The organism is Flavobacterium sp., assembly GCF_965277525.1.
Classification (GTDB): domain Bacteria; phylum Bacteroidota; class Bacteroidia; order Flavobacteriales; family Flavobacteriaceae; genus Flavobacterium.
The window spans coordinates 608306-620879 of sequence record NZ_CBDIDC010000002.1; the positions used below are offsets into that span (position 1 = coordinate 608306).

The 12574-nt window shown below is 33.5% G+C and carries 13 protein-coding genes and 1 pseudogene; 8 read left to right on the top strand and 6 right to left on the bottom strand.

The window, feature by feature from the left end:
* Positions 1-54: 54 nt before the first annotated feature.
* Together ACQY44_RS04725 and smpB are read right to left on the bottom strand one after the other, a co-directional pair.
* Positions 55-705 (bottom strand): hypothetical protein, encoded by a 651-nt coding sequence (locus ACQY44_RS04725; protein ID WP_428229247.1) that lies wholly within the window; start codon positions 703-705, stop codon positions 55-57.
* A gap of 75 nt (positions 706-780) precedes the next feature.
* Entirely contained in the window at positions 781-1236 is a 456-nt protein-coding gene (smpB, locus tag ACQY44_RS04730) for an SsrA-binding protein SmpB (protein WP_428229248.1), read from the bottom strand.
* Between the two features lie 70 nt (positions 1237-1306).
* Between smpB and ACQY44_RS04735 the strand changes: the two genes are divergently transcribed.
* Positions 1307-1537 (top strand): VF530 family DNA-binding protein, encoded by a 231-nt coding sequence (locus tag ACQY44_RS04735; protein ID WP_428229249.1) that lies wholly within the window; start codon positions 1307-1309, stop codon positions 1535-1537.
* Here the strand turns inward: ACQY44_RS04735 and ACQY44_RS04740 are convergent, their stop codons facing one another.
* The 4 genes from ACQY44_RS04740 to ACQY44_RS04755 all read right to left on the bottom strand — a co-directional run bounded on the left by ACQY44_RS04740 (position 1538) and on the right by ACQY44_RS04755 (position 3641).
* Positions 1538-2092, bottom strand: a complete 555-nt coding sequence (locus ACQY44_RS04740; protein WP_428229250.1) for a DUF3575 domain-containing protein — start codon at positions 2090-2092, stop codon at positions 1538-1540. It lies immediately after the preceding gene.
* A gap of 134 nt (positions 2093-2226) precedes the next feature.
* Complete coding sequence (locus ACQY44_RS04745; RefSeq protein WP_428229251.1) at positions 2227-2778, bottom strand: GNAT family N-acetyltransferase; 552 nt, start codon at positions 2776-2778, stop codon at positions 2227-2229.
* 10 nt (positions 2779-2788) lie between these two features.
* Positions 2789-3490 carry an aldose 1-epimerase family protein gene (locus ACQY44_RS04750; protein ID WP_428229252.1) on the bottom strand — a complete coding sequence of 234 codons (702 nt, stop codon included), beginning with the start codon at positions 3488-3490 and terminating at the stop codon, positions 2789-2791.
* On the bottom strand, positions 3468-3641 hold the full coding sequence (locus ACQY44_RS04755) for a hypothetical protein (protein ID WP_428229253.1): 174 nt from the start codon (positions 3639-3641) through the stop codon (positions 3468-3470). Before ACQY44_RS04755 ends, ACQY44_RS04750 begins: the two co-directional genes overlap by 23 nt.
* Before the next feature lie 175 nt (positions 3642-3816).
* Between ACQY44_RS04755 and ACQY44_RS04760 the strand changes: the two are divergent.
* The 7 genes and pseudogenes from ACQY44_RS04760 (at position 3817) to ACQY44_RS04790 (ending at position 12558) form a co-directional block, all read left to right on the top strand.
* Positions 3817-6087: pseudogene (locus tag ACQY44_RS04760) on the top strand (M1 family metallopeptidase).
* 467 nt (positions 6088-6554) lie between these two features.
* Positions 6555-7196, top strand: a complete 642-nt coding sequence (locus ACQY44_RS04765) for a GNAT family N-acetyltransferase (RefSeq protein ID WP_428229254.1) — start codon at positions 6555-6557, stop codon at positions 7194-7196.
* A 66-nt stretch (positions 7197-7262) separates the two neighbouring features.
* A complete protein-coding gene (locus tag ACQY44_RS04770) occupies positions 7263-8456 on the top strand; it encodes an argininosuccinate synthase (protein ID WP_428229255.1) in 1194 nt (397 codons plus the stop codon).
* A gap of 35 nt (positions 8457-8491) precedes the next feature.
* Entirely contained in the window at positions 8492-8905 is a 414-nt protein-coding gene (locus tag ACQY44_RS04775) for a hypothetical protein (protein WP_428229256.1), read from the top strand.
* Between the two features lie 105 nt (positions 8906-9010).
* Positions 9011-9988: an N-acetyl-gamma-glutamyl-phosphate reductase gene (argC, locus tag ACQY44_RS04780; RefSeq protein ID WP_428229257.1), complete on the top strand. Its 978-nt coding sequence runs from the start codon at positions 9011-9013 to the stop codon at positions 9986-9988.
* 158 nt (positions 9989-10146) lie between these two features.
* Positions 10147-11286 (top strand): aspartate aminotransferase family protein, encoded by a 1140-nt coding sequence (locus ACQY44_RS04785; RefSeq protein WP_428229258.1) that lies wholly within the window; start codon positions 10147-10149, stop codon positions 11284-11286.
* A 78-nt stretch (positions 11287-11364) separates the two neighbouring features.
* The gene (locus ACQY44_RS04790; protein ID WP_428229259.1) at positions 11365-12558 is read left to right on the top strand and encodes a glutamate-5-semialdehyde dehydrogenase; all 1194 of its coding nucleotides are present in this window, start codon (positions 11365-11367) and stop codon (positions 12556-12558) included.
* The last annotated feature ends 16 nt before the right edge of the window (positions 12559-12574 follow it).

Genomic DNA, 12574 nt, shown 5'->3' on the forward strand with positions numbered 1-12574 from the left:
TTAGTCATAGAATTATAAGTAAAAAAAGCAATATCCAAAATATTGCTTTTTAAATTATATTTTGCTTTTTGGAGGAAGCGAACCATCTTTTCTCATTTCCTCAACAACAGTTTGCATAATCGCATCTACCGTTTGACCTAAATCGGTCACATAATCTGATTTTGTAGTCCCTGTCCAGATTAATTTGTTTTCTTTTAATGAAAAAACATTAGTTTCTACCATGTAGGAAGTTGTTTCCTGATAATAACCGGGATCGTAGAAGTTAGGCGAGTACATTCCGTACCAGTTTCCAAAACCATAGCCATACATGCCGGTATATAACCCATCAAAGCCACCATAATACATTCCTGTATAAGTTCCGGGAACATAAGTTGTTTCTTTCTCTGTACTTACTAAGCGCAATGTAATAACTCCATCAAAATCTTCATCTTGCAATATTTTTAATTTTTGCTCTTGAGTCAGATTCTTGGTTGTTTCGTTTAAGTATTCGTAAGAAGTTTTAAAAATAGGATTACTCGCGGCAATTCTGTTTTCCGTAACTCTTCTTGAAGCTTCGTCTTTTAATAAAGCGACCACTAAAACTTTCTTGAAATTTTCCTGAGCAACTGTTATTTTTGGATCTCTCCAGCTATTAACTATGGTAGTATTGCTACCGCAACCCGCAAGTACTAAAGCGAAAATACATAAGGTTAAGTATTTCTTCATATTACAATTTTTTAATTATTTGTAGTAAAAATACGTAGAAAAGATTAACAAATGTCTCTTGTAGTTAAAATAACTTTAGTTGTAAGCTTTTTTTATTCGGTCCAGGTCACGTTTTGTGTCTTGCTCTTTAAGAGATTCACGTTTGTCGTAGTTTTTCTTTCCTTTACAAAGGCCAATTTGTAGTTTAGCCAATCCCTTTTCATTGGTGAATAATTTTAAAGGAACAATTGTAAGTCCTTTTGCCTGAACGCTTTTATGAAGGCTTTTTAATTCCTTTTTATTCAAGAGCAGTTTTCTTTCACTTCTGGATTTGTGATTGAATTGATTTCCGAACGCATATTCTTCGATATAAGTATTAATTGCAAAAAGTTCGAGATTGCTAAATTCGCAAAAACTTTCGGTAATATTTGCTTTTCCTAATCGAATAGATTTAATCTCAGTTCCGGATAAAACAATTCCGGCAGTATAGGTATCGATTATCTCATAATCAAATCGCGCTCTTTTATTAAGTATATTGACAGTTTTTAACATAGGATGACAAATTTAGTAACAAATAAATGAAAGAGCAATTGTTTTTGCATAAATGATATAAATTTGCAGTATGGAAAAAGAAAAATCAAAAGATCCTTTACACGGAATCACTCTTCAAAAAATAGTAGAAGCATTAGTAAATCATTATGGTTTTGATACACTGGCAGAATTAATTCCGATAAAATGTTTTACTACAAATCCAAGTATAAAATCAAGTTTAACTTTTTTAAGAAAAACCGATTGGGCCCGAAAAAAAGTAGAAGATTTATATGTAAAGTCTCTTTCTAAGTTTGCGAAATAATTATAATTTATAAGAAATCATAACGCCTCCACGGTAAGGAAGCCATTCGCCACTTTTGTTCCAGTTTGGGGCTTTTTCGTATCTGCCAGGAGTTCCGTCATTATAATATCCATGATAAAAACCTTGATGCCACCCAGCTCCTGCAAAAAAATCAAGCAAAAATTTATCACTTAATTTAAGATTGTATCCAACAGTAACACCTAAACGGTAACCAAAACCATGTTCATATTTGTTAGTGTCCCAGTAATTCCATTTTTGTATTTTATATAAATCAGGTCCTGCATGACCTCCCACATAAAAGCCATTGTATTTCTCTTTAAAATGATATCGCACTTCTGGAGTTAGGGTATAAAATTCCATAGGACTATGACCATTAAAAGACTGCCAAAAAGAAGCCATTACATCAACACTAAAAGTCAGTTTTTCTCCGATACTGGTTTCAATACCAACATTAGGTATTGCAACTAAAGCCGTTGCAGCATTAAACTTAATAAAAGTTTGGCTTTGAGATTGAATCGAAAAGAAAAGAACAATTAGAATTAAATACTTTTTCATAAAAATGGTTTTTCGTGGTATTAGAATAAGGCTTCATCGCTTATTTCGCGTGCAAATATAACGTAAACCATTAATTACTATTATGCAAATGTTTTAATTTAACAGGAATGTTTTTTTGAATCAGGTAAGTAAAATCACTTAGATTCTAATAATGAATAGATTACACTGTCGTAGAAATGTCCCTCAAAATATTCGACCTCTTTAAAATGACCTTCTTTTACAAAATTAAGTTTTTGTAAGACTCTTTCCGAAGCATAATTATCAGGGTCAATAACGGCTTCTATTGAGTGTAGTTTCATTTTGTTAAACCCGTAATCAATAAGTGTTTTTAATGCTTCCGGAATAATTCCTTTTCCATGAAATTCAGGCAATAACATATAGCCAATTTCTGCGCGATGATGTTCCGGCTGTAATCTGTAAAATCCGATAATACCAAGAAGTTTTGGATTGTCTTTTAGTGTTATTCCCCAATTGATCCCAACGTTTGTTTCGATCTTATCTTCGATCATGGCAATATGTTCCAGAGCATTTTCGGTATTTTTGAGTAATGGGCGTGGAATATATTTCATGGTTTCGGGATTCGAACGTAATTCGAAAACCTCATTGACGTCGTCGTTTGTAATTCTTCTTAAAAGCAAGCGTTCTGTTTCTATTACAGGAAATGGTGTAAAGTTAAATTCTAACATTTCTCTAGTTTTATAATATTTGTATACTGAATTTTGAATCAAATGTCTGATTTGCCTCTAAGACTAAAATCCCTTCCTTTTCAAATAAATCCCCAGAATTTTCATCGGTATCAGAATAGCCCTGCCAAGGTTCAATACAAATAAAATGTGCCTGATCTTTAGTCCAGATTCCTAAACTCGGAAAATCTTCAAAATCAACTTTTATATAAGGTTTAGAGTTTTCCAGGATAGTAAGGGAATTTGATTCTAAGGTTTTAAAAATCAAAGCATCATTTGCGAATAACTTATAATCTAAAGGAACCAAATTATGAGTAGTTTCTAATACCCGGGTATTGTTAGAAATTAAATCATTCTCTAGAAGATAGTATTTTAAATTTTCATCTTTTTCAAACTTTAAAGTATAATTTTCAAACTTTTCAGGCAAAGCTATCGCCGGATGGGCTCCTATTGAAAAAGGCATTTTTACAGCAGCTTTATTAATTATTTTGTATTCAATATGCATTGAAGCTTCTTCAAGAGTATAAATAAGCTGAAGTTCAAATTCAAAAGGATACTTTTTTAATGTTTCTTCATTGGATTGTAACGAAAAAGTAGCGCTACTTTCAGTTTTAGCAATTAATTCAAATTCCATATCGCGTGCAAATCCATGTCTGGTTAAGTGATATTCTTTCCCGTCAATTGTATAAGTGTTATTTTTTAAAGTTCCCCACAATTGGAAAAAGTACAGGTGAATGTTTTCCCCAGAAATCAGGATTTCCTTCCCAGATGTATTCTTTGTTTTGATTGTCTTGTAATGAAAATAATTCAGCTCCGGAATGGTTTATAGTGGCGGTTAATGCTGAATTTGAAATAGTTGTGTTCAAAATGTTTAAGATTGTAATGGGTTAATTTTAGATTGATGTAAATATATTTGATAATTTTTAGTTTTTTAAGAAAATCCTTCAAAATATTTTTTTGATAAAATTCAATTTATGATTCTTGTTTTCTCTCTAAATAGCTTTTTTTTTCATTAATTTGCTACATAAACAGCTAAAAAATATGAAAATACAATCCTCAAGAGCCTTATTAACCATGGCTTTGTTTGTTGGAATTTCTTCTGTTTGGGCGCAGGAAAAGCCTGCAACAACAGCAGTAAATCCAGTCAATAATTATAATTACCACGATGCATTTGGTCCTAATTTTTACACAAAGAACGGAACGCCAACGCGGTCAGCCAGCGGTCAGCCTGGAGTTGAATACTGGCAAAACAGAGCTGATTATCAGATAACAGCAAAGTTAAACGGAACTACAAATGAAATTATTGGTACAGATGAAATAACCTATACCAATAACAGTCCGGATAAAATGTCATTTGTCTGGCTGAATCTGGATCAAAATTTATTTAAAGAAGATTCCAGAGGAAATTCAGTTGTACCTTTAACAGGAAGCCGTAATGGTGCTCAGGGGCAGGTTTTTGATGGAGGAAATAAGATAAAATCGGTAAAAGTAATTACCATTGGAAAGAAAACGACTGAGGTTGAAGCGAAATATGTTATTACAGATACCAGAATGCAGATATTTCTTCCCGAAGTATTAGCATCAAAAGGAGGAGCAGTAAAAATCAAAATAGAATTTTCATTCATAGCTCCTTTAGAAGGATCTGACAGAATGGGAGTTTTAGAAACCAAAAATGGAAAAATTTTCACTATTGCACAGTGGTATCCGCGTATGTGTGTGTATGATGATGTAAAAGGATGGAATACAGTGCCTTATTTAGGGGCTTCTGAGTTTTACTTAGAATACGGTAATTTTGATGTAAAACTTACAGTTCCTGCCAATCATTTTGTTGTGGGTTCAGGAGAATTGTTAAATGGGGCAGAAGTGCTGCCGGCGGAACAGTTTAAACGTTATAAAGAAGCTTCTTTAAATGATAAAACGGTATCGATACGTTCTGCCGAAGAAGTTGCTGCTACTGCAAACGCAAATGCTTCAGGACAAAAAACATGGCATTATCAGATAAAAAATGCACGTGATTTTTCGTGGGCATCATCACCTGCTTTTATTTTAGACGGAGCAAAGATTAATTTGCCAAGTGGAAAAAAAGCGCTGGCTTTATCAGCTTATCCTGTAGAAAGTGCGGGACAGGGTGCTTACGGACGTTCTACTGAATATGTAAAAGCGGCAATTGAAAATTATTCTAAAAGATGGTTTGAATATCCTTATCCGGTAGCCACAAATGTTGCCGGAAACGAGGGAGGAATGGAATATCCGGGAATTGTTTTTTGCGGATGGGAATCAAAAGGGCAAGATTTATGGGGAGTTACAGATCATGAATTTGGCCATATCTGGTTTCCTATGATTGTGGGATCAAATGAAAGGTTGTTTGGATGGATGGATGAAGGGTTTAATACTTTTATCAATTCATTAAGCACTGCTGAATTTAATAAAGGGGAATATGTAGAAGCTCCAACAGATTTACATAAAGGAGCTGAGTCATTTACAAGACCTGATTTAGAGACCGTAATGAGTTCTCCTGACAATATGAAGGAAGCCAATATTGGTATGTTGTGCTATTTTAAACCAAGCTCAGCTTTGATAATTTTTGAGAGAGCAGGTATTAGGGAAAGAGCGTTTTGATACTGCTTTCCGTACTTACATAGAGCGTTGGGCTTATAAGCATCCACAACCGGATGATTTCTTTAGATCTATGGAAAATGTTGCGGGTGAGGATTTAAGCTGGTTTTGGAGAAGTTGGTTTGTAAACAACTGGCGTTTTGATCAGGGAATTAATTCAATTAAATACATCAAAATGATCCAGCAAAAGGAGTAGCTATCACTATTGAAAATTTTGATAAAATGCCAATGCCGGTTATTGTAGAAATAAAAACTAAAAGCGGAAAAGTTTCCAGAGTTAATCTTCCTGTAGAAGTTTGGCAACGTAATAATGTTTGGACTTTTAAACATAATTCTACTGAAGAGATTGAAAGCATAACACTTGATCCTGATCACTTATTTCCGGACAATAATGAAGCAAATAATATTTGGAAAGCGGGAAACGGTAAGATAGAGAAAGATGTAATTTTAGATGGTTATTTAGGAACTTATTCTACTTCAAAAGCGCCATTGAAAATTGATTTTACAGAAAAAAACAGTACACTCAATGTAGAAATCACTAATTTTCCTAAGTTTTCAGTAGTTCCTGTTGAGAACGAAAAAGATACATTTCAGTCTAAAAGTGCCGGATTAAAATTTAAATTTAATGATGCAAAAACAGGATTTGATATGATTATTTTAGAAAACGGACAAACTATTCCGTTTACGAAGAATTAACAAGCTTCATTACAGATTGTTTAAAGCCCGATAGTTAGCAGTAACGATCGGGCTTTCTGTTTTTTAAAAATAACATTTTATTAAAATAATGTTAGATTTTTATTTTTTTGTTTTGTAAATAAAAAAATAGTGTACTTTTGCACCGATGAATAAAATAAGTTTACATATAACTTCTTTGTCACGGACAAACTCACCTGTTACTTCTCCCGAAGTACGGATGCTATCTCTATAGTATTCACAGAGTTTTTCGCCGCGTATTTATTTATATTCATTTTTCATTTTGAAATCACAAATTTTGTCCATTGGACAAACATATCCTAAAAGCACATATAGTTTTCTGAATTTTTTAAATCAAGTTTTTGATTTTGAGAATGTTACTTCTATTATGTCTATTTTTATTGGATTGAATTCAGGATTTCAAACTAAACAGTACGTTTTAATTTTTAACTCTAACTTCAACTATTGAAATGAAAATCTCTATTGTTGTTACTCAGGAAGAACACTTCAAATTCGCACAGGAAATTTGCGATACAATAGAATCATCTGCCTTGTTAAGAGGTACAGGGATTGCTAAAAGAACTCCTGAATACATTCAGAAAAAAATGTCGAACGGTGATGCGATGATTGCTCTGGCAGACGGAAAATTTGCAGGTTTTTGTTATATCGAAAGTTGGCAGCACGGAAAATTCGTGGCACATTCGGGTTTAATTGTACATCCGGATTACAGAAGTTTAGGTTTGGCAAAAAAAATCAAATCAAAAGTCTTTGATTATTCCCTAAAAAGATACCCTGACGCTAAGATATTTGGAATTACAACCGGTTTGGCTGTAATGAAAATCAACTCTGATTTAGGATATAAACCGGTACCATTCTCTGAACTTACAACCGATCCAAGTTTTTGGTCAGGGTGTAAAACCTGTACCAATTACGAAATTCTAAAAAGCAAAGAAAACAAAATGTGTCTTTGTACCGGAATGTTGTACGACCCGAAAGAAAAACAAAAAGATCCGCCAAGACATCCTTTTAACGAAGCTGTTTTAAGCAGATTAAAAAAAATAAAACAAGCTTTATTCTTGGGTAAAATATTGTCTTTTGGCTTTTTATCTTAAGAATAATCAATTAAAAAGAAATCTCAAACTTGCTACATACGAAAGTATTAGCCTAAATTATAAAAAATGAAAAAAGTTGTATTAGCTTATAGTGGAGGATTAGATACCTCGTATTGTTTGAAATATTTAAAAAATGAAAAAGGATACGAAGTTCACACCGTACTTGTAGATACAGGAGGATTTGATGCTGAAGAATTATCAGCAATCGAAAAAAGAGCCTACGAATTAGGAAGCGCACAACACGCTAATCTGACAATCGTAGATAAATATTATGATAAAGCGATTAAATATTTGATTTTTGGAAACGTATTAAAAAACAATACCTATCCATTATCAGTAAGTGCAGAGCGTGTTTTTCAGGCAATTGAAGCCATTAAATATGCTAAAAAAGTGGGTGCAAGCGCCATTGCACACGGAAGTACAGGTGCAGGAAACGATCAGATTCGTTTTGATTTGATTTTCCAAACCATCGCTCCGGAAATTGAAATTATTACTCCAATTAGAGATTTAAAACTTTCCAGACAAGAAGAAGTGGATTATTTGGCTCAAAACGGCGTTCACTATTCTTGGGAAAAAGCGCAATATTCGATTAATAAAGGACTTTGGGGAACAAGTGTTGGAGGAAAAGAAACCTTAACTTCAAGCCAGCCTTTGCCAGGTGACGCTTATCCTTCGCAATTGAAAAAAGAAGGAGAGGAAAAAGTAAGACTGCATTTTGAGCAAGGTGAATTAGTTGGAATAAACGGTCAGTTAGACAAACCATCAAATAATATTGTTGCACTTGAAAAATTAGCCAATGCTTACGCAATTGGTAGAGATATTCACGTAGGTGATACGATTATCGGAATTAAAGGAAGAGTTGGTTTTGAAGCCGCTGCACCATTAATCATTATCAAAGCGCACCATTTATTAGAGAAACATACACTTGGTAAATGGCAGCAATATTGGAAAGAGCAATTAGGAAACTGGTACGGAATGTTATTTCACGAAGGTCAGTTTTTAGATCCGGTTATGAGAAATATTGAAACATTTTTGCAGGACACGCAAAAAACAGTAAATGGTGTTGTAACCGTTTCTCTAAAACCATATCATTTTTCGCTGGACGGAATTGAATCAGATAATGATTTGATGAACACCGGTTTTGGTCAATACGGAGAAATGAACAATGCCTGGACGTCTGACGATGCAAAAGGATTTATTAAGATTTTAGGAAATGCCCAAAACATATTTTCATCTGTAAACCATTTAGATCATGATTAATTAAGCCTTTGGGTTTATTAATAAAAAATATGATTATGAAAACAAAAGTATTTTTTTTACTTCCAATGTTTCTACTATTTCTTGGTTGTTCAAGTGATAACGATACGCCGGAAAAGGAAACTTTAAAACCGGTTACTTATGAAGTTTTATTATTTGAATTTACAGCTGACACAGGTAATAATTCATCTCGATTACATTATGAAATAAAATATACTAATCCCAATGAGGTTGCTGTAAAAGGAACATCAAGCGTAACTGCGAATTATAACGGATTGATATTAACTCCTATTAAAAGAGTTCCTCCATATATTGAAATTGGTGCAAATTCTACTTATACAGAAGTTTATAATGTTGAATCTCCACATGACACACAATCATTAAGTCCTGAGCAGATAAAGACATATTACATAAAGTTTGTATCCGCAGAATTTGTTTTTGCTATTGATTAAAAAAAACTAGGAGATTAGACAACTTTTTAAAATTTTCTAATCTAAAACACAAAAGATATTAAGAATCGAATTCGATTTAACAATATATCTAAAAAAATAAAAATTATGATTAATATCGGAATAATTGGTGGTTCGGGTTATACAGCCGGAGAACTTATCAGAATATTAATGTATCACCCTAATGTAAACATCGATTTTGTTTACAGTACGACCAATTCGGGTAAACCGCTTTCGGTAGCGCACCATGATTTGATGGGCGATATCGAAATGAACTTTACTGATGTGGTGAATCCGAATGTAAATGTTGTTTTTTTATGTCTGGGTCACGGAAAATCTATTTCGTTTCTTCAAGAAAATCAATTCGCAAGCCATACAAAAATCATCGATTTAGGAAATGATTTCAGATTGACTAAAGATGCTAATTTCGACGGAAAAGAATTCGTTTACGGTTTGCCTGAATTGAATAAATCAGCCATTAAAAAAGCAAATTTCATTGCAAATCCGGGTTGTTTTGCTACAGCAATTCAATTGGCTTTATTACCTTTAGCGAAAAACAATCTGCTTAAAAATGATGTTCATATTAATGCTACAACAGGAAGTACAGGCGCGGGCGTAAGTCTTGCCGAAACTTCACATTTTAGCTGGAGAAACAATAATATGTCGCATTATAAAGCTTTTGAACACCAGCATTTGGGAGAAATCAACCAAAGCGTGAATCAATTGCAGGCGGATTATTCAGATGAATTAATTTTTGTTCCGAATAGAGGCGATTTCACAAGAGGAATTTTTGCAACATTATATACAGATTCTGATGAAAGTTTAGAAAATTTAGTTGCCAAATACGAAGATTTCTATAAAAATGAACCTTTTGTAACCGTTACAACGACAAATATCAATATGAAACAAGTCGTTCAAACCAACAAATGTATCATCAGTTTATTGAAAAAAGGAAACCGGATTTTAATCACTTCAATCATTGATAACTTAACCAAAGGTGCTTCAGGACAAGCCATTCAAAACATGAATTTAATGTTCGGATTAGAAGAAACCACCGGTTTACATTTGAAACCAAGCGGATTTTAGTAGAAAGTAAAATGTTAGAAGTTAGATGTTAAACGTCTTTACTTAAACTTCTCACATTTTACAAATAACATTTAAATTGGTTAAAAGTTAAAGATTAGATGTAAAACGTTTGCATCATAACTTCTAACATTTAACAAATAACATTTAACTTAAAAGAAATGAATTTATTTAACGTATACCCACTTTATGACATTACACCTGTAAAAGCGCTAGATTGCACGATTACAGACAAGAACGGAGTGGAATATTTAGACTTATATAGCGGACATGGTGTAATTTCGATTGGCCATACGCAACCTGATTATGTAGAAAAACTAAAAAATCAATTAGATCATTTAGGATTTTATTCGAATGCAATTCAGAATCCTTTACAGGTTGAATTGGCTCAAAAATTAGGAAAACTTTCAGGATTAGAAGAGTATGAATTGTTTTTATGCAGTTCTGGTGCTGAAGCAAATGAAAATGCTTTGAAATTAGCTTCTTTCCATAACGGAAAATCAAGAGTTGTGGCTTTTCATAATTCTTTCCACGGAAGAACCTCTGCAGCCGTTGCGGTTACAGATAATAAGAAAATCGTAGCACCAATCAATGCACAACAGGTAGTTACTTTTTTGCCTTTAAACCAAATTGATTTAGTTGAAGCTGAATTGGCTAAAGGAGATGTTTCTGCTGTAATTATCGAAGGAATTCAGGGAGTTGGAGGATTAGATCAGGGAACAACAGAATTTTTTCAGGCTTTAGAAAAAGCATGTAAAAAATACGATGCGGTTTTGATTTTAGACGAAGTACAATCAGGATACGGAAGAAGCGGGAAATTCTTCGCTTTTCAACATCACGGAATCAATGCTGATATTATTTCAGTAGCAAAAGGAATGGGGAATGGTTTTCCGGTTGGAGCGATTTTAATTTCACCAAAATTTGAAGCAAGTTTCGGATTATTAGGAACTACTTTCGGCGGAAGCCACTTATCTTGTGCCGCAGGAATTGCAGTTTTGGATGTTATCGAAAAACTAGATTTGCAGAAAAATGTAAACGAAGTTTATGAATATTTCTTAGAACAAATCAAACAAGTTCCCGGAATCAAGCAAGTAAAAGGAAAAGGCTTAATGCTGGGGGTTGAATTCGATTTTGATGTAGCTGCTTTAAGAAAAAAGCTAATCATCGAAAAACACATTTTTACAGGAAGTGCGAATAATAAAAATCTACTGAGAATTTTGCCGCCACTTACCGTTAAGAAATCAGATATTGATACTTTTATTGTAGCTTTAAAAGAAAGTTTAGAAGAGCTTCAAAACTAAGTTTATCTATAACTGTTAATTCGTTTAACTGGTTAACCGATTAAACGAATTAACGATTAACCAATTAAACCAAAAAAAATGAATCCATTATCAATTGAAAAACGAAATTTGGTTTTGCACTCCATGGCAAGGCTTGTCGGGCAGGAGCGGAGTCAGATTATCTTAACCAATCAGGAAGATTTACTCGGTTACAATGGCTCAGATTTAGCAATGGAAGAGCGCTTAAAAGTAGATGATAAAAAAGTCGACGAGATGATTTTATCCTTAAATCAACTAGCTTCGCAAGAAGATCCGGTGGGAGTAGAGCGTTTTCATTTTGTTCATGATAATGGAATAAAAGTGGTGAATAAAACAGCTGCTTTTGGTACGATATTAATTATATATGAATCCCGTCCAGACGTTACAATTGAAGCGGGAGGAATTGCCTTTAAATCCGGAAATAAAATTTTATTAAAAGGAGGAAAAGAAGCTTTAAGATCCAATTTGAAAATTGTTGATCTATGGCATCAGGCTTTAGAAGAAAATGGAATTTCGAAAGACTGGGTAGAGTATTTGAATTATAATCGTGCAGAAACTCAGGCTTTTTTAGAAAAACCGACTCAAAAAGTAGATTTAATTGTTCCGAGAGGAGGAGAGAAATTAATTGAGTTTGTCAAACAACACGCCACTTGCCCGGTGATTGTAAGCGGACGCGGAAACAATTTTGTTTACGTTCATAAAGATGCAGATACAGACTTGGCTTTAAAAGTAATTTTAAACGCCAAAACATCAAAAATCTCAGCTTGTAATGCGGTTGATAAAGTTTTAATAGATTCTAAATTACCCAATTTTGAAGGTTTTACCGCTATTTTAATAGAAGCGTTAAAAGAATCTAATGTAGAAGTAATTGTTGATGAATCTTTAAAAAGTTTTGAAGATACGGAAACACTTCAAAACGAAGATATCTGGTACGAAGAGTTTTTAGATTATAAAATTGTCATCGGAACCATTGATTCTGAAGAAAATGCTATCGATAAAATCAATAAATATTGTGGCGGACATTCGGCGGTAATTATTACGAGAGATGACAAAGCAGCACAAAAATTTATGGATGCCGTAGATACCGCTGCCGTTTATCAAAATGCTTCAACGCGTTTTACCGATGGAGGCCAATTTGGTTTAGGCGGAGAATTAGCGATAAGTACAGATAAATTGCATCAAAGGGGACCAATCGGTTTACAACATCTCGTAACCAACAAATGGTACGTTTACGGAGATGGGCAAATTAGATAATTGAGATAATGTGTCA